Origin of the sequence: Lysinibacillus sp. NPDC093712 (assembly GCF_050280025.1) — a bacterium.
Taxonomy (GTDB): Bacteria; Bacillota; Bacilli; order Bacillales_A; family Planococcaceae; genus Lysinibacillus.
This window is the reverse complement of the sequence record NZ_JBNNUU010000007.1, coordinates 1-23,023: the sequence shown is the minus strand read 5'-3', so window position 1 is coordinate 23,023 and position 23,023 is coordinate 1. Positions and strand designations below refer to the sequence as shown.

Below are 23,023 nucleotides of genomic sequence, written 5' to 3'. Positions count from 1 at the left end.
AATTGATATGATTTTTAAAATAAAATTCAAAATGTACGAAAATTGGTTGATGAGATGAATATCGATATTATAAGATGGAATAGTGGTAAAGATAATATAAATTAGAGGAGTGGTATTTTGGATTTAAAAGAAAAAATGAAAGTGATGGAGATATTTATAGAAAGGATGGTGAATAAGGGGATTGATAGTTTGAGTAATGATGAAATGAAAGAATTACTTGCAATGGAAAGTGAATTAGCTTTATTGCAACAACAAGTAAATGGTGAGTTGGTTAGTGAAGAAACAGACAATAGCTATAGAAAAGAATTTTTTATTAATTTAGAACATATTAATGATGAATTAGAGAGTGTTTTGGAGATAGAAGATATTTGTTTAAAAATAGATAAGGAAATAGTTGCTTTAAAACAATTAAAGTCTTCTGTAAATCTCGATGAAGATGAGCTATTCAATTATTATTTGCTCAGTTTGTTGTATGCGGTGGAGCGAGAGCGTGGCTACGCTCATTATTTTATAAGATATAAAAATAAAATGTTGAGAGAGTTGGATGTGAAAGCAAAGGACTTTGATATCGTCTATCAATCTATTAGTAAGTTATTAGCGGATTATTATAAAAATTTGAAGGATAACAATATGGAAACAATCAACGCTGAAAAAAATCGAATGAAAAAATATTTAATTGATAATCGGTTAAATTATTGGCTTGTAGCAGAGGAATTACTAAAAGAAGAGCATTTTATGCGAGAGGGCAATACGAATTATATCTATGATAAAGGTGTTTATGTGGATTATCACAAGATAATGAATAAGAAAATCAAAGATAAATTAGGCGTGTTATATAGCGATATTAAGAATAGTAGAGAAGTGCTAAATCAACTGGACATTGAATTAACACAATATGATGATACCGAAAAACATACAAATTATCAATATAAAAATCAACTTGCTACAACAATTAATTTTATGAATGGATTATATGATTTAAAAACAAATGAGCTAAAGTCTCATACACCTGCTTTTTTATCAAAGAATCAAATTCCATTCAATTATAGTGAGCAGTATGATGAGCAATCTATGGACATATTGATGAATATTTTAAAAACAATTGTAGAAGAGGAATCCATTCCTGTTTTATTAGAATATATTGGCATGTGTATGACAGCGGGGATATTGCATCAACAATTTGTGATTTTATATGGTGAAGGCGGTAATGGTAAAAGTACATTATTAAGTCTTATCACCAATTTACTAGGTGCAGCGAATGTAAGTAATGTGAGCTTAGAGGATTTATCCAATGATAAAAGTTTCACGCTTGGTTTGCTAGAAGGGAAGTTGGCTAATATTGGTGGTGAGCTAGGCAAGAACGGTATCGTGGATATGAAAAATCTAAAGCTATTGACAGGCGAAGATAATTTAAGAATGGAGAGGAAATTTAAAGATAGTGAATTTAAAAGCAGCTATGCAAACTTGATTTTCTCTTGTAACTTTATACCACAATTTAATGAGAGTGGTGAGGCAATTAAAAGGCGGTTAAGAATTGTTAATTGTCCATATAAAGTTGCTGAAAAAGCTGTTTATAATAGTGAGGAAATAGCCATGTATGTAGCAGATGAAAAAGTTATTCAATGCTTGATACATTTAGGTGTCAAGGCTTATAGCAATGTTATCAATCATACAAAGCAATTAACAGTTACACCAACAATGGAAAGGCTCATTGAAGAATATCTTAATTCTTTAAAAGTTGTTAAGAAATTTATGATGGAAAATGTCACGCTGTTGGATTATGAAATGCGTCATGGGAAGCACGAATTGATGATGGAATTGACGTATAAAAATCAGCAAAATGAAATGGAAGTATTGAAGCTATTAGAAAGCGATTATCTAACGCTGGACGAGCTGTATGAATTATATTTTGAGTGGTGTAAAAATAATAATTATCGAGCCAAAAATAGAGGGAATTTTGAAATAGATTTGTTTGTGGATATAGAAGGATTTGAAGGGCGAGTTGTGAAGAAGCCCATTAAGAAGAATGGTAAATCAAAGCGTGTGCAACAATGCTTTGGTGTGATTAAAGGCGAGTTGGAGGATTTTATAGAAAATAAAGTAGAGCAAGGTCATACGAATGGCAATGTGGTCAATTTAAAGGATTTAATGGGATAAGCATGATTAAATATGGAGGAGCTATTTTATGAAAAATGATAAAAGTAAAGTGATTCAAGTGGATTTTGCGAATAAAGGTCAAGAACAGTATGAGGGCATTTTTATTGAAGAATTGAATGAATGGTTTGGGATGAGTAGCAATGAGATTGATTTAGAAGGTTTTTCATGCGACTATGAGGTATTTATAGAGCGTGATTTCAATATATCATTGGCAGCATATTATCAAAATGTAGCAGAAGAAAAAGGTGCATTAGAAAAAATTATTGAAAGAGAAGCAGGTGTAGTATGGCATTATATTAATAATGCCAATGGCTTGCTAAAAGTAAGTGATTTTTACAATATTAAAGAGAAAATCAATGATACGTTTTTATTTGCACAAATAGCACTTGATAGAGCTGTAGAAATAGAAGGGTTTATTGTCTTGGTATTTAAAGAATGTGAAATTGATGATGGAATTTTTACTGATGAGGTAGAAGGTATTTGTACAGTAGAAGAAATGAAAGAATATTTTAATGAAGAAATTTTTAATAGTTTAAGTGAAGAGCGACAAAAATATTTAAGAAGCGTTTTTGGAGATATAGAGGAATAAGGAGAGTGGATGGAATGAATAAAGTTCCATTCACTCTTTATTCTTTTAGATAAATAAAGAATTTGAATTTTATCAAGTACTGTATTTTACACTATTAAATAAACAAAAAAAGAATATTCAGTAGTACAAATAATATGACGGAGATTATTAAAAGATTGACTCCAATATTATACAATTTAAATTTATTATCACAATTTTTCGAATTTATATATATCTGTGACAGTAAATCGTTCTTCATTTTATTATCGTCAGATGTGTTTGTTTTATCTTTAAATGCTTGAAAAGTTTGATTTGCTATAGTTCCAAAGAAAATCAACGAATCAGATGTTAATCCGCTTTCTTTGTATACAGAAGTATCAATTGCTCCTTTTAAAGCCTTAAATAGATAGGTGACAGCTACAACTGTGCAAATGATAAATACTATTAAGACCAATGTACACACAATCAAAACTACTACTTCCCAAAATGATGCAATATTTATTTTAGCGGTCTTCTCAATTAATGTATTTAATGAGCCAGTAATAATGCTACTAGAAAAAAAACCAGCTAATAAAACACCCGCAAACGCTAAAGCGAATGATATTTTTGTATCACAATTACTTATCCAGAAGTTTATCCTTTCTAAAATTTTACCCAATTCTTCTCTGTTTTGCCCATCGGAATGGCTAACTTTATTGTTGTTATTAGTCATTTCATTACCCCCTAAGTATAAAGTCTAACTATGTTATTATTTTAGTTTTCCATACTTGAAATCCACCCTTATTATAATTTACATATTTCATTTGCAATCTACCTACTTCCATTAAAAGAGTAAATTATTGTTAGTAAATTTGCATCCTGTATTATAATAGTAATATCCAAATATATGCTTTCAAAAAGTAGCATTCTTCAAAATAATTATACATTTAATTCTTCAAGAAAGGGAGTCGAAAGCCGTGAGTATACTTACAAATGTTGAATTGTTAGAAATTAGTGATAAAATCATAGAAGTTTTAGATTCACCGATGGAAGTCGAGGAATATGAAGGCGATGTTGTTCCAGCTGTAGAGGATTTAACTGATGCGAACGAAGGACTATTAGTTGAATGTGCAATATTGTTTGTTGATATACGAGGCTCTACTACATTATCTGATACTTCTTGGGCAAAAAGTATGGCGAAAATATATCGGGCGTTTGTTCGTGCTATGGTTTTATGTGTATATAAAAGCGGTGGTAGAGTTAGACAAATAGTTGGGGATAGAGTTATGGGGGTATTCGTCAACGATAAAGAGAAAAAAGGAACAGAAAAAGCTTTAGAGGCAGCACGAGCCATCATAACAATCATAGATTATTATTTTAATCCAGAGTGTAGGAAAAAGTTAATGGAAAAGAAATACAATGTGGAGTAGGAATAGATTATGGAAAGGTTTTACTTACACAGGTTGGAATGAAAGCCCAAGAAGAAGAAGCAAAAGACTTAGTTTGGGCTGGAAAAATAGCTAATATGGCAAGTAAGCATACAGATTTAGCTGAAGAAGGGGAAATCTTCGTTACAAAACGATTCCATAGTAATTTATCTGCAAATCTTAAAACTGATGAAATTGGATGGGAATCTGTATTAAGACTAAAAGGAAATTCTTTCTTTGAAGGTTTTGCCAAACAGAATTTTTATTTAGATTGTATGAATGAAGAAGTATCCGAGAATCAAAAAGAATTTGAAGTTGTTAAAACGATGTTTTCATTTGATAGTACAGGAGATTTGAATGTTAATGACATAATTAACTCGATAGTACAAGGAACCAAACAACAAACAGAGGCAATGATGCAACGATTTGAAACGGTTGTTAGGCGAGAAGTTGCTATCGAAGAAAGAGAGAGAAAGTTACAGATTAAAGATGGAGAAATAGAATTACAAGAAAAAAGACTAAAAGAACAACAGCAATCACTTGATGCAATGAGGTCTAGCGAAGTTAGGGAAATAGAATTCAAAAAGACGGAAGTAGAATTTAACATAAGGGCAAAATTCCTATCAGATAATTTGAAAACCTTTGAATTTGAAAAAGCTTTGGAAGAAATAAAGTATCTTATTGAATTAGGTGACAAAATTGGAAAAACACATTTGGATTTGAAAAGTAATAAATTATATTATTGGAGATTAGTTCCTTATACTAAAAAGTTTAATTTAAATATAGCGTATAATTTAATAGAAGAGTGGTTTTCTAGTTTTCCAATCGCTAATGGTGGGATGCCTTGGGATTCAGACATTATAGATGTAGTGAGGAGAATAGACAAAAAGGTTGAATTTTATGAGCTTATAAAACAAAATATTAAACTCTTTTCACCTAATGCAGAAGGACTAAAAAAAGCACGTAATATTTTAAATCAGTTAGGCTTCCAAGATAGATTTGAGCATTATGAACAAAAATTTATTGAGTGAAAAAATTAATATTGTTTTAAACGAAAGGATGCTAACTAAATGCGAGCAAATACAAAAAAAATTGATTTTGATGCAAGTCTAAAAAAATGGATGATATATTAAACTCACCAATAACTTACGATGAAGCTGATGATATTCCAAAGGTTGAAGATTTTACTTTTAAAAATGGAAAATATGTTAAATGTGCGGCTTTCTTCATAGATTTGAGAGGTTCTACAGACTTAATTAAGACACAAGGACGAAAATCGAAAACGCTTGCTAGAATTTATCGAGCTTACATTAGTGAAATTGTAGCTATTGTTAATATATTCAATACTTGTAATAAATTAACATTGTGGGCGATTGTGTATCAGCAATATTCGCTGGAGAAGAGAAAGATAGTGAATTACCTATAATAGAAGCAGTACAAGCAGCCTCTATTTCAAATGTAATGATGAGTGTTTTAAATTTTAAATTTATAAAAAGATGGGGCGTTAATTTTAAAGAGATTCAAGCTGGAATAGGTGTAGCTTTAGGGAGAGCATTAGTAATTAAAGCTGGATTTAGCGGAAGTGGTATAAACGATTTAATTTATATGGTTGATGTTGTAAATAGGGGCATTTAAAATGTGTGGGTTAGCGAATAAAGAATATGACTATTCAATCTGTGTTACTTTTGTCAGTAGGGACTTACATAGCTAATTCAGAAAGGCACAAACTTTCTAGGACTTTCTTTATGAACGGATTCATCCTAAACATGAAAAAATATATGTTGGTAATTTTTATCGAATTCATATGCTGGAATGGATAGATGACAATAAATAATTACTCATGTAAATATTTCAAATACTTTAAAGATGATAGTCTTATTGATTCACTTATGTAAGGTAACCTATTTGAAATAGGATGCTATAAACAATGTTTGTATTTTTACTCAAGTATTGAGGTGAATATTTTTGGAGGGAAATATGGATATCCAGTTTAGTAAGGAACTATTAAAGCAAGTTGATGTTGTAGTGAAGACAATTCTTGATAAAAAATTTACTAGTCTAAAATATCCAAAAGATTTTAATATAGAAGATTACGTAATCTTGGGATTATTTGATGGTATTGTATCAAGATTCGATTCTATTTTATATTTAGCAGAGGCAGACAAACTTTTCGGAATAGAGGCAATTGCAAGAGGGATTTTAGAAGCACATGCATATTTAATCTATATTTTAGAAAAAGATAAAGATATTGTTAAAAGGTCTAAAGCTTATTTTTATTCTGTCAAGAAGAAAGAATTAGATATATATCAAGGAATAATTGCAGAAGATGCAAAAAGTATAGAATTAAGACGGTTTTTAAATATTTCTAAAGAGAAATTTATAGAAGAATTTGAGGATAAAGTAAATGAAATGCATGAAAAGTTTACCGAATATGTAGGTAAAAAAAAGAAGAACTGGTATCAAAGTGAGAAAGGGAATAATAATTTCAGAGAGTTGTGTGAATCATTAGGATTAGGTGAAGAGCATTATCTTCTGTTTAAGTTGTTTTCTACAGAAACACATGCTAAAGATGGTGGTAAACAATTTGCATTTGAAGAAGCGGATGAAAAGATTTCATCTATTTATATAATAGAAAAAAATATTGAACATGTGATTACTTATGGCTCGTTAACCTTAATTGAATTGACTAGAAAATTATATAAATACTATGGTTTAGATAGAGAGAAAAAACTATTCAATCAAAAAATAGAATTTAAATATAAATTTAAAGGTGTTATTAAACTTAAGGGAAATTACTAACGTAATATTGAGAGATTGGGGAAATGAAATATTAATTGTTAAGCCCTAATGGATATAAACATTACTTATCATAGGAGGGAATAGATTAATGGTAATGGGAGAATTATTATATGAGTTGATTGATGCAGAAAATCCTTTAGAGGTTATGGCAGCTTGGAAGATTTATGAAGACTTAACAAAAGACTTTAGATTAATCATAACAATGGAGAATTATGAAAAAGATATTTATCCTGAAGGGCTTACTAATATCTTGAACCAAGAAAATACTGATTTTGTTCCCTATTTTCAATCAGAAAAAATATTGTTTTTAGATAAAGAAATTATAAATGATATGTTAGAGTTTCCAGAAACACAGATTAAATATGATTATTCAATAATGTTAGATACAAATTATACAAGCTATATTGATGACTTTTTAAATCAACAAAACAATCCTAATTTCACGCAAGAAAGTGTTTATAAAACTATAGATATCATGCTTAAAAATAATTTCAATTATGATTATACATTCTACTTAATCGAGAATTATCATAATTTATTTTTAGCCGGTGAGAGAGAATTTTCGGTTACCAATGAAAGTCATATAGCTTTATATAGAAATTTATACCATTTAGAACTATTTAAAAGTATTAACTCTCAAGTATATTTAAATGAAAGAAAAATTGAGTTTCAAATTACTCCTATTGAGGCTCAATTAAATACAGATTATCTAATTGAGAGTATTTATAAAGAAAAAGATGGTTTAAGAATATTTATAGAAACTCATAAAAATATAAAATTACTTTTAATTGGGATATGGCAAATTCAATTTGAAAGTAAAGCAAGCCCAAAAAACAAAATGAAAAAACTCATTGATTACATGATAGAGAAAGTAGGTATCTACTACGAAAGAGAAATGATTGTCGCTTACGAATATTTCAAAAACCCAAAATCGGTAGCGATGCTTAATAAAATTAATAAAGGGGGGAAACAGAAGGATTTACTATGGAAAATTGAAAATATAGTATGGGATTTTTTGGTTCCAAGGGTTATGGAATTTAATATTACCGCTAATAAAAAGAATTCTTATTTTATACCCTTGTTTTTATCACATGACAAAAAGCTAAAAGAACTCATAACGTTGTTTAAGATTAGGGGTTTTATATTACATAAAGAAACTTTTGAGTTTTATCCAATCCCCGAAATAAATACTACTGAATTTTTTGAGGAAGAGGGATTAATAAAAGAAATAGAGAGCATTCAGAATCAAGATATTGAGTTTAGAAGAAAAGCAGTAAGAGAGAATAATATAAATACCAATTTTGAGATAATAAATGTAGAGTTTGATAAGTTAGAGAAGATTCTTAATTCATAATAACTTCAATTTTTATTTTGAGTGATTGACGCATAATACAGATTAAAAATATTTGAAATATCTATTATTCCTAGTAGAGAAATTCATTTTGGGTTGAAATGTAGGAAAAACTTCAGTTTCTTTTAGTTTTAACTGGTGATATATTACATAAACGATGTGGAAAATCTCTTGGAAGTAACTATTTTAAGGAGTAAGTGATGAATCTATCTTTTATTAAAAGTAATTTTTTTATATCAGTTATGTTGGCATTATTAGCTATTTCAAACCCATTGTACTCAATTAGTAAACCATCATTTTTAATATTAATTAGTTTGGTTGTATTAGTTTCTTTAATATATTGTGATGTCATTAATTTTAAAGTTGAATTTAATAATATAGGCGATTGGATAGCATATAAGCTCTCTATTCCTTGGTTACAAATAGTATTTTTCTATTTTGGGGTTTTAGTTGTTGTATATTTAATTACTAATACAAAATATAATCAATCAGTTCCTCTGATTATCTTTTTTTGTTGGTTATTCGCTTTAATATTACTTTACGGTATATGTAGAAATATATTATCTTTAGTTTTAAAAATTAAACAATTAGCAACGGAAATAAATGTTTTGAATTTAAGGATTGTAGCATTTATTTGTTTTGGGATTATGTTTATTTCCATAGTACCTGATTTAGTTTTTTCATTTATATATAGTATGTTTTTTGCTCCTATTGAAAATATTGATGATTTGAGTTTCTTAGAGAGTTTTTATTTAAGTATAATTATCTCAAATACTTTGCCGATTGGTGCAAAATATACCGAATATATCTCGATTATTGGTGAGCATACGTATATATATGTTTTTCAAATATTGCAAGTTATTATAAATAAAATAATTAACTTGTTTGTAATTGGTATAATTTTGAACTACATATTTGTTGTCATTAACAGCAAACGGACTTGATATTCGTAATGAGATATAGAAAATCCAGAGTGCTATTTTTCTAAAAGAAGTAGTTGATTAAAAAAATTATTAAATCTCTATGAATGTCATAGGGATTTTTGTTTGTTTAATTTTTTATTTATGATAGTAGGAACTGTTAACTAATGTATGCTTTTCGAAATTAGCATACATATGAAATGTTGATATGAAGCCATTCTTATATTGATACTCTATTGTATGTATGGTATTTTAAAATTAATTAAAATAGCATACATTGAAAAGGGGGTAAAATCATGGCTAATTTGAATGAAAAGAAAGGCATGTTGATTGATGTACAACCCATAAAAAGTAAACAAGAAATTAATGAATTAATCGAAGCATTAGGAATGTCACAAAATGGATTACGTGACCAGCTATTATTTAAGCTAGGAATCTCCACAGGCTTACGTTGTGGTGACTTAGTGGCTTTGAAAGTGGAACAAGTGAAAGGTAAATCTTCATTCAAGATTCGTGAAGGTAAAACAAAGAAGGAGAGAACGGTTTATTTGAACAATTTAATGGCTGATATTGCAGATTATATTGAAACATTGCCATTTGATGCAATTTATTTGTTCCCTAGTCGTAAAGGTGATAGTCATATCACAACGACACAAGCGTATCGCATTATTACTAAAGCTGGTGATATGATAGGCAACCATTCAATAGGAACACATACGATGCGTAAGACATTCGGTTACACATACTATCAAGCAACGAAAGATGTAGCAACACTCATGGAAATATTTAATCATAGCTCACAAAAGACTACATTGCGTTATATTGGTATTACAGAAGAGTCAATAGAAAATAGTATTAAAAGCCTATCGTTCTTCTAGTGAGGTGAAAAAATATACATTTATGGTACATGTAATCACTATATATGGAGGGAATATCTATGAAACTACGAATTGAAAAATGGGCTGAGGAAACGCAGCCATTTAAGGAATCAGACACAGCTAATGAATTTTTTGAAGAATCTGTCCGTTGCTACAAAATTGGAGCATATAAATCAGCTTTTATTATGTCTTACCTTTCCTTTAAAACTATTATCCGAAATAGAATTTTGGGATGTACTTATGGTAAAGAACTTGTTAAACGTAACCCGAAGTTTTGGGAGAATGAAATTATTAAAAAATTAAAAAATGATGAAATTTGGGAAAGTCATTTGAATACAATTGTGGAAGCATCTTGTGTAGATGAAAAAAATAAAACAGATATGGCAATTTTACATTTCACAAATGGAGAACAGATTAAAGTGGCTTACAATTATTGGAGAAATATCAGAAATGATTGCGCTCATGCGAAAAAGAATATAACAATTGATAACGCAACAGTAGAGTGTTTCTGGAATTATTTAATTGATAATTTAAGTAAATTCTATGTTCTGGGTGGTGAGGAATACTTATTAAGGGAATTAGAAAATCTATATAAATATTATAGATATCCAGAGATAGTTAAACCAGCGACAGTGAATGCAATAATTAATGATGTAAATGTAATTTATAATAAAAATTCTAAAGAATTCTTCCAAGAACTATTTAAAAATCTAGTGAAGGTTGCAGTAGGAAGGGAATTAGTCAATGATGCAAATACAAAATTTTGGGATGATATATTAGAATCGAGTCATGAAGATGTGAGGGATGGCATAGTAGAAGTCATTTCAAATGATGCGAGATATTTCTTTAACTTCTATAACTATTATCCTCGATTACTCGAAATGTCAATTGCGCTCAACCCCAAGTTTATTATGAATGATTTATCAAAGTGGCTAAAAGAGCCATATGATAATACATATGATTTCAAGAAAATATTTTGGGTTATTTTAGTTGAAGTTTTAGAAAAATATAGGGAACATGTGGACATTGATAAAATCATAAATTATAAAACTCTTGAACTAATTGATTCTTTTGAACAAGATGAAAGAAATTTGCGGGTACTTAACAGTAAAGAAGTGTTCAAAAAATATATTTTTGAATTATCAAGTTGGTTCTTTCACACAGACGCAACCTCACAATATAATAATTATAGGAGGTTACGGTCTGAAGAATCTGAACGTATAGAACGTTGCTTCAATTATTTAGAATGGGATAGCGAATGCATCGGAAAAATAAATTATGCTCTTTATAACTTAAAATCAAGCATGGAGTCAAGGTCTAATGATAGTTCCAGAGCGAATGGCTATAGGTATCAATCAATATGTAGACGGATAATTTGTAGTAACAAAGATAAAATAATGATTGTTCCCAATGTCGATTTAAACGAGTATAAGGAAGTCTTTGAGATACTTAATGATTGTAATGACGGTTAAATCAGGTATCAATTTGATAGGTCACAAACCCCTTTATGAATCTGATGCAGTCTATTTTGACTTGCTCTCTTGCACTGCTTGAAGAATCCTTTGATGAGTTTAAAAATAAGATATGTATCTAGCCTTGAAAGATACATTCCTTTAAAAATTATTATGTTTAGTAAGTAGATTAAGTATTGCTGAAGACCATTGTAAGGTTAAAGAATGTTGTTAGCATTCTTGTGATAGCCAAATAATAATTTGAATTCCAATGAGTGTCCAGACAAAATAACATTATGAGAGCTTGGTTTTCTGATATTGAGGTAGAGTATCTTTTTTATTAATAAGTTACCTGTTATACTCACCTGAATTGAAGTTACTAACGAAACGATTCCATTTGAGAATCAATTGATATACAATGGAATTAGTAAGGTCTTTGAACCAAGTTCGTAAATATGTAATACTCCCTAGTGGAGAAAATTGTTGAATATAGAAATATGGATAGTTCTCAATCGCTTGTGGCTCTAAGGTCGGCAATGTTACGTGAATCCTAAATAGGCAAACTACACGCGTAGAAGCTGAAGTATTGGAGTCTTTGGACGCGGGTTCGACTCCCGCCGTCTCCATATTTCGAAATCATATGATTTCATACAGTGTCAAAACCCTTGTATATCAAGGGTTTTTTCTTTTTGTCTATATCATCTAGTTTCAATGAGTATCAATCGAACGTAGTCAAAAACGTAGTCACCCATTAGATTTCAATGTAGCTGGCAAACTTTAAAATTGCTTCATCTTTTGCTTTCTGTGTAACGTGTGTGTAAATATCCATTGTTATTTTTACTTCAGTGTGACCTAAACTAACTTGTACTTCCTTCAAACTAGCACCCGCTTCAAATAGCAATAAGCAATGCGTATGACGTAAACCATGTGTTGTGATTGTGCCTAGCTGGTATTTATTCTGAGCATGTATAATCCACTTACGAGTTTTTGTAGGCTGCATGTATTCGTTGTGTTCATTACTAAATACAAGTTGTTTTCGCTGCAGTGTATTGAAGCCAAGCACTAAATAATCTTGCTTTTGCTTCCACTCTTTTAAAACAGCCATTGTCTTGTCGTCCATTTTAATTGTACGTGCAGCACCTGTTTTCGTAGATTTTATATATAGTCTACTATCTTTACCTCGTGAAAGGGCCTTGTTGATGCGCAGTTCGTTTGTTGTGAAGTTTAGGTCATTCCATGTGAGAGCCAGGGCTTCACCTTTTACGCATGCCACTGAAAGCGAGTAAGCGAAATAGGACATACGCCTTGTGGTTACTTTCACGCTCTAAGCATGTTAGGAACTCAATAAGCTGCTCACGTGTGTAGAAGTTCTCATTATCATCTCTGCTTCTATAGCCTTTTTAGAAGTGTTAGCGGTCAAATCTACATGTGCAATTGGATTTGTTTGTATATAGCACGCTTAATAGCAAAGTCCAGTACCTTAGCGGCATATGCTTTTACCATGCGAAACTTCTTTAACTTCGACGCACATTCATCCACATGTTTCTGACATACAACGACATGTATCTTTTCAATTTTATAAGCACCCATCGAAGGTGAAATAAGATTCTTAAAGACACCAGTTGTTTTTACATATGTGCTTTCTTCCACAGTCTTCTCATATTGTTTTACCCATAAGTCGTAAACATCTTGGTACGTTTCAGCACGTTCTTGTTGGTACGTACCATTCGCAACAGCTAACTTAAGACGAGCTAATGCTAATTAAGCCTCCTTACATGTTTTAAAACCTCGCTTAATAGTGCGCTTCTGCTTACCTGTTAGTGCATCAACACCTAAATAAGCAGGGAACTCGTATCGTAGCTCTCCATTTTTTTAGCTTGTAGCTTTTGATTGGTGATACTTTTTTCTTGGTCATGATTTTCATTCTTACTCTTGTGAGGGCAAGATTTATAGAGGAATAATTCTAAGTTAGTAATACGTAGCATTAAGTCTATATTATAATATAAAAGCCATGACATGATAGTATCAGCGTCATAGCTTAATTATAAAATATTTTGTTTCCCCGCTTAGTATTTAAGAACTATGTTGATGAAAAAAGGAATCTATTGTTGATTTTGAAACCCGTTTTATACCATCAATTTCTATCACTTCTAACCCCATTTCTCTCAATTGATGAACGTGTTATAACTAACCCCAGCATATGAAGCTCCCTCTTTTAAGCTCAACCATTCCTTCGGTTGATAGTTATTAATAGCTCGTTGCATTGTACTTAATACCGTATTTTTTAAAAATATTCAACGTTTCTAATTCCAATAAAAATACCCCCACATATGTTTTGTAATTTAGTAGTCGGAACATGGTAGGGGATAGTTGCGATATATTGTTTAGGATTGTCTATATTAAAACTCTAATTTATTTTGTACATATTTTTCTAATCAAGGGGGATGTTTCTAATAGTTCTCTAGTATTGGTTCAAAATATTTGGTAGTATAACCATAGGTTTATTCCAAATTAAATAATATGTAGAAGTTTTATCCCTAATAATTGGAGTGGATGTAGGTATATTTTTTTATTGGTTAATTTTGTAAATAATGCCAATATCTTCGGAGATGAGTGGATAGCGTACTAAAGAAGTACAGCAAAAATCAGAGAGCCTATTTAATAAAGGGATAAATAATCAGGAACAGTGAGGGGATTTTATGCATTACATTGATAGTAAGGGTAAATATTTTACGAAGAAACTTTTAATTGAAGCAAATAATGCTGCTATTAGAGAAGATAGAAATCGTCAACTAAACGAAGAGTATTTAGATAGATTAACAGACGAAAATGTTTATCCAATTTTGCTCTCTTTTGATGAACATAATAGAGGAGAAATCAGAGTACAAATTTTGTTCGATGAGAAAAAAGGTACAATGGGCTTTTTAGATTTAACAAAAAATAGATATAATCTCTTACCAGCGGCAATTGTTAAAGAAGATGGAACAGTCGAACTTGAGTCAAAAGAATCAATTAATGCTAGAAGGCTATATCCTGAAGGTAGGGAATACATAGAAAAAGTAAGTAGAACAATAATTAGAGACAATAGTTTTAGAACTAAGATACTTTCTGCATATGATAACCAATGTGCTATGTGTGAGAAAGATGATATTTCAATTTTAGTGGCTGCTCATATATATCCAGCCCATTTATGTGCGGATGATACAGTGAATAATGGTATTTGCCTATGTAAAATTCATGACAAATTATACGAAGACGGGAATATTTACGTTAAATCAAATGGTGAGATATTTATAGTAGACAGAAAAACTAGAATTGATTTTGGTAACATTCGTTTACCTAAGAATAAAAGTGACTACCCATCTCCTGAAAGGTTGAGCCAAAGGTTAGAATTGTCTATGAAGCGTGGGGACTAAAAGATAGGTTTAACTTTTATTTAAAATTAATGCAATGTTTCTATAACCTTTTAACTCAACATGGTTGTAGACTAGAATTATTCTAGTCTTCGTTCGCTACGCTCACCGAGCTCGCAGGCTCGATTTTTATTTTAATTTATTGGGTTAATGGTTGGGTTATGGTGCTAATTTGAGGAAACATACCACCCCCCCATAAAGGGGGATGTCGATATTGAGGACTAATCCTGAGGTATCTTCATGATATTCAACGTGCCTAGGTGCAGCTTTATCACGTATATTCTAAATAACTCTGTCAGGCCACCAGCCAAAGGCTCTGCGATGGTATAAATCTAGGGAATGCTATAAAACTATGCGGTAATCCCGCCACCGTTTGTTAGACGGGCTAGTTTTTAACGTGTTCTCTTAGTAAAAACCACGATTAAAGCAGATATGGAATTTTATTATGTATTACCGCTCTTTGTCAAAATATTGGAGAGCGGTCGAATTTTAATTTAAATAGCTAATGCTGATAAGTTATCGTTTACTTCTTTTTCAGTAGCCCCATGATCCAATAAGAAACGTACTAAGCTATCCTTGTTTACACTGTAATTATACTTACTAAAACGTGAGTGATACCCACTATCAATACGAGGGGCTTTCTCTAATATTCCACGTTGTATGAAACTAAGAACAGCTTGTTCCGTAAAACTTATATTAAAGTAGTTTAGTATTCGTGCTAGTCTGCTCTACGCTAATCATTAAACATCACCTTCACGTAAGGGGAAGCTGTAAGTTCAAAAAGCTTTGTATATTTACCCCAAGTATTTCAGCTGCTTGTGAAAAGCTATAGAGATTTTCAGTCTTTACCATCATCTGCGGCCCCTCCATTCTGTAACCAAACCATGACAACCTCTTTGTTAAAGCGAACAGACTTACCTACCTTTACACGTCCTGGAATTACTCCTTCTCGTAATAGCTTGTAAGCAGTTTGTTCCGACATGCCGATAAGGTTGGCTAGTGACCTTACTGTTAAAAACTCCATTCCATTAAAACCTCCTAGTTGTAATGTTTTCTCTGACATCATTATTATAAGAACGGTATTGTAAACCTTAACAAGGAACGGGTAAAAACATTGTAATTGAACAAAAGAGTATAAAAAACAATAAAGTACTCTGCTTTTGTGGGAACTGACCCCAGTAGGTATAGACAAATAAAAAAAGCATCTTCGATTGAAATTCGGGTATAGATACTTAAATTTCAATTTGGAGGTGTTTTTTCTATGGGAACAAGAGTGAGTTATCCCTATGAAGTAAAAATGAAAGCGATTGAGATGCGATTAGCGGGTGTACCTGTCAAACCAAACCGATTTTATTGGAATTAAATATACGCCATAAAACACAGGTCGAAACGTGGGTGCGTTGGTATAGAAATGGCGAAGTCAATCGTTTGAAACAACCTGTAGGCAAACAATATATCTTTAATAAGGGTCCTGAACCGGACGATGAACAAACGAAATTAGCCTTGGAAAACCGTTATTTAAAGCAACAAATTGAGGTGCTAAAAAAGTACGCAGAGTTGGAGAGGAAGTGGTTGGAGAAGTAGCTGTACAGTTAGTTGCATCACTAAGAGGCGTGATGTCTGTAAAGGATATTTGTCTACACTTTGAGATTGCCCGATCCACCTACTATCGTTGGAAACGAGCATCTACCGATGCAAGGTCGCGTCAAGCAATAGAGAGACGTATCGGTGAACTCTGTCGTGCAAATAAATTTCGCTATGGCTACAGAAAAATTACAGCTCTCTTACGTCAAGAAATGTGCGTCAATCATAAAGTTGTTCAACGTATCATGCAAAAATATGGTTGGCAATGTCGCGTGAAAGTGAAAAAACGGAAACGAACAGGACAACCTTACGCGATCGCAGCGAATTTATTAAATCGCGATTTTGAAGCCACAGCACCGTTACAGCAGCTCGTAACTGATATTACTTACTTGCCATTTGGCCAGAAACAGTTGTATCTTTCAAGTATTCAAGATTTATATAATGGTGAAATTATTGCCTATTCGATTGGTGACTGCCAAGATACTGATTTTGTGCTGCATACATTAGCCCAACTTCATCATTTGCCCGAAGGGTGTACGTTGCACAGTGACCAAGGGGCGGTGTACACATCGTATGACTATCAACAGGCTGTAAAAACAAAAGGCATTACCATGAGCATGTCCCGTAAAGGAACGCCCGCTGATAATGCCCCAATCGAATTGTTCCATTCTGTGTTAAAGTCTGAAACGTTCTACTTAGACGATTTGAGAAATACTACGACAGCCATCGTAGAGCAAACCGTCAAAGACTATATAAGCTATTATAACAATTGAAGTGACCCCTAAAAGTTAGACACGGTTATTTCATTTAGGCAGCTTGGGTAAACTGAGTTCGGTATTGTACCGGACTCAGTTTTAATTTTGCCTTAATTCGTTTCGTGTTGTAATACGTAATATAGTTTTCGAGTTCCAATTTAAAATGCTCAACACTTTCAAACTCCTTTAAATAAAGAAATTCCGATTTCAAAATCCCAAAGAAATTCTCCATCACCGAGTTGTCATAACAGTTGCCTTTACGTGACATACTTTGCACAATGCCTCTTGATTCAAGTGCGTGACGGTATTCCTTCATTTGATAATGCCAGCCTTGATCGGAATGCATCAATAATTAGCCTTCCTCTGGTAACTTCTCTAATGCTTTCTCCAACATTTCTGAAACAAGTGAATACGTTGGTCGATGACCTATTGTGTAAGTAAAAATTTCTCCGTTAAATAAGTCTGGAACAGGGGATAAATAGAGTTTTTCACCAAACAATTTAAACTCTGAAATATCTGTTACCCACTTTTCATTAGGGGCTTCAGCTGTAAAATTGCGGTCTAAAATATTTGGTGCGATTTTACCGACTGTCCCTTTATATGATTTATACTTTTTCATTCTGACTACGCTCTTTAAACGAAGTGTTTTCATGATACGTTGTACCTTCTTATGATTCACTCTTCGTCCACGATTTGCGAGTTCATCACGAATGTGACGGTATCCATAACGGCCTTCATGTTCGTTATAGATGGATTGAATTTCGGCCTTTAAGTCGGTATCTGGATCTGGACGATTCAGTTTCTTCACTAAGTCATAATACGTACTACGTGGAATCTGTGCGAATGCGACAAGTGCCTTCACCGAGTATTTATGCCTTAATTCATAGATGATCTTTACTTTGTCTTCTTTGGTGATGTTTCCTTGGCTTGAACTAAGGCGTTCAACTTTTTTAAATACTCGTTCTCCATGCGTAGACGGTCGATTTCTGCTTGAAGTGCTTCAGGTGAGCCTTCTACCGGTGCTTGTTTTGTTTGTTTATTCGTTTCTTTTTTCATGGATGGACGCCCCTTTTTCTTTGATTGAAGGGCATCTAATCCTTTTGTTTCGAATTGTTTTCTCCACTTCAGAATCGTGGATGGGGCAGCTATTTGGAAGATTGCCGCTGTTTCAAGTAAGGAGGTACCGTTTTCAATCATGAAGTTTAGTACGTCTAGTTTAAACTGTGCTGTATAGTTTGTATACGATTTTATAAATGCTTCTACACCGTTATACTCATATTGCTTAGCCCAATTAAGAATTGCCTTATTATCTGTCCCAATCGATTTAGCAATTTCATGTGAACTTTCTTTGCCTTCTAAGTATCGTAAAGCTGCTTGTAATTTTTCCTCTGCAGTATATTTAGCTATAAAAAAATGCACCTCCAATTGTTAGATGTGTCTAACAATTGGGGTGCAGTTCACGCTCGTTTTTAGGGTTTTAATGTTACCGACAAGCTTGAAAGAGAATAGTTTATTCTTTTATATAGGTTCTTCCCTTTAACGGTGATAAATTAAATTTCTATTGAGTTTATAATAATTACCATATATTCGTAACTTCAACGTTGTTCAAGTATAATTTTAATTTAGGAATTGAATCCAAGTATATAAATGACTGAGGTATTATGAAATCAAAATTACTTTTTAAATCCTCTAAACTAATCGGGTTAAATTCATATATGTTGTTAATTGGATAAGCTATTTTACAATTCATTTCACCACTATTAAATCTTTCTTTACCATAGGTATCTTCTAGAATCATATTTGGTAATACAATTGGTTGATCTACTACTAAAACATAACTTAATTCTTTAATAGGTGATGTTTCATAGACACATATATATTTCACATTTTTTTTTGGTATAACATTCCTGAACTCATGAATTTTCTCTTTAGAGAATAATAAGCGTTTATATTTAGGTTTTATGCTAACTATTATACAATCGTCCATATTTTTCATTCCCCTCTATTTATTACTATTTTTCTATTATATAATTTATATATAGAAAGGTGGTTTTAAATTTGATTCCTAAAGATCAAATAAGTGTATTTTTAAATATCTATTTTTTTGAATTAGAACGTTACTTAAATCAGTTTTGCCTTGAAGAATTAAAAAAAGTTACATTCCATTCTGATGAAGCTAATACTGATAGACCTCTAAAAGAATCTATAAAAAATATTTTACAAACAAAATTTAATAGTATTCCGAATAACTTACATAATAAAACACTTGAGTTATACGATCAAGATGAAAACCTTTTATCATCTTATGAGTATAAATATTATTTCAATTTTAAAGTATCAAGGATTCTTTTACCCAATGAAATTACAGAAGGATTAAAAATTCATTTACGTAGACCAAATGTTGTTTATACTCATCCGGATTTGTTATTAATAGTTACAGATGGAGAAAGTAGTTACCTAGTGCCGTTAGAATTAAAATCAACGAAAGATAATAGTATTCCTGGTTCAAGTGTTCAGCAAATACAGGGTGATGAATGGGTTATTTTTGTAAAACATACAAATAAGAGTTTTAATGTAACTATTGGAAGATACTTATGTGCAGTAAATGAAAACATGCAGTTTCCTGATAGAAGTCCTCGCCCATCAGTTTCTTTTAAAACTATATTGGATTGGAACGACGAATTTATTAATAATGATACTGAAAGTCTAAAAATAAAGTATCCTAAGGATCTGATAGATAAAAAACAGGAACTTATTAATGATTGGCAAAATGTATTAGTGAATAGATGGTTAGATGTAATTGCAATACCTAATACTAAAAAGAAAGTTTCTTGGTTTAACCATACAATAAAAAAATTCACTATAAATTTATTGGAGAGATACGAAAAATTAAGCCATTTAGAACAAAAACAATTATTAAATAAATTAAAAACTGAAATAGAATATGAAAAAAGTACAGATTAAATAATGGGAAGAATAATATAGATAAAGAGGTGGTTGAAAGACTTCATCCACCTCTGTATATATTGCTTTATTTAGTTAAAGAATAATAAAGAGCACTTGCTATATGCCATGCTAATACAGGGGGTACAGCATTTCCTATTTGCTTATATGCACTTGATGCTGCGCAAGGGAAGTCAAAATTATCAGGGAAAGATTGAAGTCGAGCACATTCTCTAACAGATAATCTTCTCCAAGTAATCATATCATTTTCATCATCGCCTATAGTTCTATAATGACCTTCAATATTACCATGGTGCTCAGAACGTATAGTAGGTGCAATACTATCAGCTTTTATTCTTGTATTTCCTTGCATTTTTTTACCTTCATAAAATTTTGCTTTTGAATAATCTTTAGTTCTATGATTATAAACTTTTGGATCATCTAATTTATCCCATAAATCATCGATGGCTTGTGACGAGGTAACCCAATTTTCCTGAGAATGTGTTTCTTTGGGTAAGTAAGTCTCTACGCCTTTCAGGTCATTACGTATTCCATATATAATTACCCTTTCGCGATTTTGAGGCACACCATAATTAGCTGCATGGAATAAATGGAAATAAACTTGATAACCACTTTCTTTAAAATCCTCTATTATAGTTTTTAAAATTAACCCATCTTCCATCATTAATAAATTTTTTACATTTTCAGCAATAAACGCTTTTGGTTTAACGCTATCAATAACCCTCTTCATTTGTAAATATAATCTACCTCGTTCAACAGATAACCCTTGTCTTTTCCCTGCTAGACTAAAATCTTGACATGGAAACCCACCAATTACTATATCTGCTTTAGGAAATTTTTCAGAGGGTACATTATTGACATCTTCACAAACAATATGCTCACCAAAATGATGCTTATATGTCTCGGCAGCTTTTTCAACAATTTCATTAGCCCAGATAATTTCAAAATTGTTTTTTGGATATTTTTTAGACAAAAACTCAAATCCACCTTTAAAACCAAGGTCAAGTCCTCCGCAACCTGAAAATAGTGATAAAACAGTAAACTTATCGCCAGATTTATCTACGTTAAAAGTGTCGACATAATTTGTAATTCTATGTTTATTGTTAAATTCTTGAAAATTATGTGCTATTTCTTCAAATAACTCTAATTGCATTTATATTCCTCCTGATATATTTTTCAATTCAAATGTATATGGATTAAAAAATACGATAAAGTATATTTTAATATAAAATTAGTTTAACAGCTATTTATTTATACTGAGATATAATTAAAAACAAATTAATTCAAAGTACATTTCAACTATTTCTATACAATTTCTTTTAAGATCAATAGCCTGTTAATAAAGAAAAACTTAGGTACTGTCCTCAAAGACTGAATTAGTAGATCTAATTATTTCGTCCCCGCAATACATTTCTTATCTAAGGTAGTCAATTAATTTCATTAGTAGCTAAATAACCTTAAAAACTCTGATTATCATACATTTATTAGACTGAAGGGTCGACTCCCGCCGTCTCCTTACAAGATGTTTAGCAGTAGTAATACTGTAGTAATACTGTTAAATCAAAGTTTATCAGAGTTTGGGTAAATAGTTGAAGGTGTTAGACTTTCAAAAAGACTCCCTAACTTTTTTCTTTTTTAAGGGTAAATTTAATTGAATACTTACGTTTATAAACTTTCTTATTCACACGATGAATAGGAGGTTTTTTGTTTGGACAAAAGCAGGAAGCATTTTTTCTATGGGGAAAGCACAGCATATCCATCTTAAAGTGAAGTATGATCATTGGATACCGATTACTTACGCATTGGAAGTTATATTTAAGCAAGTGAACATTGCTGGCAATAGATCGGCACACAATTCATAGTTATAAATATATCAACAAAGCTAGTTCATTTCTTTGATAAATTAACATTTAGGGCTTAGAGATGTTACAGCGATATCGCACTGGTAATCGAATCCATACTGTATGTGAGCTGAAGGAGCGGCAAATTGATATTTAACGTAAGTGTTTGAATTTAGATGGCTCAACATTAAAGAATCATAAGATATTGAAGATACGACTAGATAGATAATGAGTTGCTAGAGATGTTATAGCTACATAGGAGACACAACAAAAAGATTCGTAACAAGTACAAGGTTATTATTCAAAGTATGTTTATAACCCAAAATGGTTTATCTATGAGTACGTCTAATTCAACGAACTGTACCATTATAAAGCAAATGAATAAGTATTCGAAAAAGTTTGGTATAAGACTATTTATGCACATGCCATTAGGAGAGCTTATGCAAAGAGTATATTAGAAAAAAGAGAAAGTATTCCTTTAACTAGTAAAGCGCTAGGACACAGTAATTTAGCTGTAATGCAATATTTAGAATTGAATGTTAAGGAAGTAGAAGAGAGCTTACGAGATTTTATGTGAGCTATAGACAAAATAAAAAGGAGAGCGCTAAGAACACTCTCCTATATACTAATTGTTTGAAGACACGTTAGTATCAACGCATTAGTTTAGTAGTACCTAATATAAATAAATATGAGCGCTTAACATGCTCTAATTCTACTTCAAAAAAAGTAGAAATGCAAAGGTATAGTTTCAATTAAGCCAAAATTAGATGTAGTGAATCTGAAAAATTAATATATCAAAAGAAAATTCAAGAGTTAACAAAACTTCCTTTGAATGATGTATATTGGTATGTCAACACTAAACTGGACAAAAATTATAAGGTCTGTTGCTTGAATTCCACTGGAGTTAAATAGCCTAGTGTCCCATGAATTCGAATG

General features: G+C 31.4%; 19 protein-coding genes and 3 pseudogenes. 14 read left to right on the top strand and 8 right to left on the bottom strand.

What is annotated here, in order from left to right:
- The first annotated feature begins 117 nt into the window (after positions 1-117).
- Positions 118-2,157, top strand: a complete 2,040-nt coding sequence (locus tag ACQKNX_RS20165) for a DNA primase family protein (protein WP_427430404.1) — start codon at positions 118-120, stop codon at positions 2,155-2,157.
- A gap of 28 nt (positions 2,158-2,185) precedes the next feature.
- Positions 2,186-2,746, top strand: coding sequence for a hypothetical protein (locus ACQKNX_RS20160; protein WP_427430403.1), 561 nt, complete (start codon positions 2,186-2,188; stop codon positions 2,744-2,746).
- A gap of 94 nt (positions 2,747-2,840) precedes the next feature.
- On the opposite strand, the gene ACQKNX_RS20155 is transcribed toward ACQKNX_RS20160, so the two are convergent.
- On the bottom strand, positions 2,841-3,437 hold the full coding sequence (locus ACQKNX_RS20155) for a Pycsar system effector family protein (RefSeq protein WP_427430402.1): 597 nt from the start codon (positions 3,435-3,437) through the stop codon (positions 2,841-2,843).
- A gap of 244 nt (positions 3,438-3,681) precedes the next feature.
- Here ACQKNX_RS20155 and ACQKNX_RS20150 point away from each other — a divergent pair, with 244 nt between their 5' ends.
- From ACQKNX_RS20150 to ACQKNX_RS20115, 8 genes are all read left to right on the top strand, one after another.
- Positions 3,682-4,134 (top strand): hypothetical protein, encoded by a 453-nt coding sequence (locus ACQKNX_RS20150; protein WP_427430401.1) that lies wholly within the window; start codon positions 3,682-3,684, stop codon positions 4,132-4,134.
- Positions 4,135-4,172: 38 nt separating this feature from the next.
- Positions 4,173-5,162, top strand: a complete 990-nt coding sequence (locus tag ACQKNX_RS20145; RefSeq protein WP_427430400.1) for a hypothetical protein — start codon at positions 4,173-4,175, stop codon at positions 5,160-5,162.
- 334 nt (positions 5,163-5,496) lie between these two features.
- Positions 5,497-5,766: a hypothetical protein gene (locus tag ACQKNX_RS20140; RefSeq protein WP_427430399.1), complete on the top strand. Its 270-nt coding sequence runs from the start codon at positions 5,497-5,499 to the stop codon at positions 5,764-5,766.
- Positions 5,767-6,108: 342 nt separating this feature from the next.
- Positions 6,109-6,930, top strand: coding sequence for a DUF5677 domain-containing protein (locus tag ACQKNX_RS20135; protein WP_427430398.1), 822 nt, complete (start codon positions 6,109-6,111; stop codon positions 6,928-6,930).
- 88 nt (positions 6,931-7,018) lie between these two features.
- Positions 7,019-8,284, top strand: a complete 1,266-nt coding sequence (locus tag ACQKNX_RS20130; RefSeq protein ID WP_427430397.1) for a hypothetical protein — start codon at positions 7,019-7,021, stop codon at positions 8,282-8,284.
- Positions 8,285-8,481: 197 nt separating this feature from the next.
- Positions 8,482-9,225, top strand: coding sequence for a hypothetical protein (locus ACQKNX_RS20125; protein ID WP_427430396.1), 744 nt, complete (start codon positions 8,482-8,484; stop codon positions 9,223-9,225).
- Positions 9,226-9,497: 272 nt separating this feature from the next.
- Positions 9,498-10,079, top strand: a complete 582-nt coding sequence (locus ACQKNX_RS20120) for a tyrosine-type recombinase/integrase (RefSeq protein ID WP_427430395.1) — start codon at positions 9,498-9,500, stop codon at positions 10,077-10,079.
- Positions 10,080-10,138: 59 nt separating this feature from the next.
- Entirely contained in the window at positions 10,139-11,551 is a 1,413-nt protein-coding gene (locus ACQKNX_RS20115; protein ID WP_427430394.1) for a hypothetical protein, read from the top strand.
- A gap of 730 nt (positions 11,552-12,281) precedes the next feature.
- Here the strand turns inward: ACQKNX_RS20115 and ACQKNX_RS20110 are convergent.
- From ACQKNX_RS20110 to ACQKNX_RS20100, 3 genes and pseudogenes are all read right to left on the bottom strand, one after another.
- Positions 12,282-12,830 carry a site-specific integrase gene (locus ACQKNX_RS20110; protein ID WP_427430521.1) on the bottom strand — a complete coding sequence of 183 codons (549 nt, stop codon included), beginning with the start codon at positions 12,828-12,830 and terminating at the stop codon, positions 12,282-12,284.
- Positions 12,831-12,952: 122 nt separating this feature from the next.
- Positions 12,953-13,180 (bottom strand): hypothetical protein, encoded by a 228-nt coding sequence (locus ACQKNX_RS20105; RefSeq protein ID WP_427430393.1) that lies wholly within the window; start codon positions 13,178-13,180, stop codon positions 12,953-12,955.
- Between the two features lie 111 nt (positions 13,181-13,291).
- Positions 13,292-13,345: pseudogene (locus ACQKNX_RS20100) on the bottom strand (Arm DNA-binding domain-containing protein); the annotation flags it as partial.
- An 884-nt stretch (positions 13,346-14,229) separates the two neighbouring features.
- Here ACQKNX_RS20100 and ACQKNX_RS20095 point away from each other — a divergent pair.
- Positions 14,230-14,946: an HNH endonuclease gene (locus ACQKNX_RS20095; RefSeq protein ID WP_427430392.1), complete on the top strand. Its 717-nt coding sequence runs from the start codon at positions 14,230-14,232 to the stop codon at positions 14,944-14,946.
- Positions 14,947-15,781: 835 nt separating this feature from the next.
- Here ACQKNX_RS20095 and ACQKNX_RS20090 read toward each other — a convergent pair.
- Positions 15,782-15,967 (bottom strand): helix-turn-helix transcriptional regulator, encoded by a 186-nt coding sequence (locus tag ACQKNX_RS20090; RefSeq protein WP_427430391.1) that lies wholly within the window; start codon positions 15,965-15,967, stop codon positions 15,782-15,784.
- 237 nt (positions 15,968-16,204) lie between these two features.
- On the opposite strand from ACQKNX_RS20090, the pseudogene ACQKNX_RS20085 reads away from it, so the two are divergent.
- Positions 16,205-17,300 (top strand): annotated as a pseudogene (locus ACQKNX_RS20085) (IS3 family transposase).
- Positions 17,301-17,334: 34 nt separating this feature from the next.
- Here ACQKNX_RS20085 and ACQKNX_RS20080 read toward each other — a convergent pair.
- Positions 17,335-18,689: pseudogene (locus ACQKNX_RS20080) on the bottom strand (IS3 family transposase).
- 169 nt (positions 18,690-18,858) lie between these two features.
- Positions 18,859-19,269 carry a hypothetical protein gene (locus tag ACQKNX_RS20075; protein ID WP_427430390.1) on the bottom strand — a complete coding sequence of 137 codons (411 nt, stop codon included), beginning with the start codon at positions 19,267-19,269 and terminating at the stop codon, positions 18,859-18,861.
- 71 nt (positions 19,270-19,340) lie between these two features.
- Here ACQKNX_RS20075 and ACQKNX_RS20070 point away from each other — a divergent pair, with 71 nt between their 5' ends.
- The gene (locus ACQKNX_RS20070; protein WP_427430389.1) at positions 19,341-20,246 is read left to right on the top strand and encodes a hypothetical protein; all 906 of its coding nucleotides are present in this window, start codon (positions 19,341-19,343) and stop codon (positions 20,244-20,246) included.
- A gap of 67 nt (positions 20,247-20,313) precedes the next feature.
- Here ACQKNX_RS20070 and ACQKNX_RS20065 read toward each other — a convergent pair whose 3' ends face one another.
- Positions 20,314-21,399: a DNA cytosine methyltransferase gene (locus ACQKNX_RS20065; protein WP_427430388.1), complete on the bottom strand. Its 1,086-nt coding sequence runs from the start codon at positions 21,397-21,399 to the stop codon at positions 20,314-20,316.
- 583 nt (positions 21,400-21,982) lie between these two features.
- Here ACQKNX_RS20065 and ACQKNX_RS20060 point away from each other — a divergent pair.
- Complete coding sequence (locus tag ACQKNX_RS20060; protein ID WP_427430387.1) at positions 21,983-22,108, top strand: hypothetical protein; 126 nt, start codon at positions 21,983-21,985, stop codon at positions 22,106-22,108.
- Positions 22,109-23,023 lie beyond the last annotated feature (915 nt).

What these genes read in the sequence shown, in the direction of transcription:
- ACQKNX_RS20160 (WP_427430403.1), top strand. Translation starts at nt 2,186, where the DNA reads ATGAAAAATGATAAAAGTAAAGTGATTCAAGTGGATTTTGCGAATAAA.
- ACQKNX_RS20155 (WP_427430402.1), bottom strand. Translation starts at nt 3,437, where the DNA reads ATGACTAATAACAACAATAAAGTTAGCCATTCCGATGGGCAAAACAGA.
- ACQKNX_RS20145 (WP_427430400.1), top strand. Translation starts at nt 4,173, where the DNA reads ATGAAAGCCCAAGAAGAAGAAGCAAAAGACTTAGTTTGGGCTGGAAAA.
- ACQKNX_RS20135 (WP_427430398.1), top strand. Translation starts at nt 6,109, where the DNA reads ATGGATATCCAGTTTAGTAAGGAACTATTAAAGCAAGTTGATGTTGTA.
- ACQKNX_RS20130 (WP_427430397.1), top strand. Translation starts at nt 7,019, where the DNA reads ATGGTAATGGGAGAATTATTATATGAGTTGATTGATGCAGAAAATCCT.
- ACQKNX_RS20125 (WP_427430396.1), top strand. Translation starts at nt 8,482, where the DNA reads ATGAATCTATCTTTTATTAAAAGTAATTTTTTTATATCAGTTATGTTG.
- ACQKNX_RS20120 (WP_427430395.1), top strand. Translation starts at nt 9,498, where the DNA reads ATGGCTAATTTGAATGAAAAGAAAGGCATGTTGATTGATGTACAACCC.
- ACQKNX_RS20115 (WP_427430394.1), top strand. Translation starts at nt 10,139, where the DNA reads ATGAAACTACGAATTGAAAAATGGGCTGAGGAAACGCAGCCATTTAAG.
- ACQKNX_RS20110 (WP_427430521.1), bottom strand. Translation starts at nt 12,830, where the DNA reads ATGTCCTATTTCGCTTACTCGCTTTCAGTGGCATGCGTAAAAGGTGAA.
- ACQKNX_RS20095 (WP_427430392.1), top strand. Translation starts at nt 14,230, where the DNA reads ATGCATTACATTGATAGTAAGGGTAAATATTTTACGAAGAAACTTTTA.
- ACQKNX_RS20090 (WP_427430391.1), bottom strand. Translation starts at nt 15,967, where the DNA reads ATGGAGTTTTTAACAGTAAGGTCACTAGCCAACCTTATCGGCATGTCG.
- ACQKNX_RS20075 (WP_427430390.1), bottom strand. Translation starts at nt 19,269, where the DNA reads ATGGACGATTGTATAATAGTTAGCATAAAACCTAAATATAAACGCTTA.
- ACQKNX_RS20065 (WP_427430388.1), bottom strand. Translation starts at nt 21,399, where the DNA reads ATGCAATTAGAGTTATTTGAAGAAATAGCACATAATTTTCAAGAATTT.
- ACQKNX_RS20060 (WP_427430387.1), top strand. Translation starts at nt 21,983, where the DNA reads ATGGGGAAAGCACAGCATATCCATCTTAAAGTGAAGTATGATCATTGG.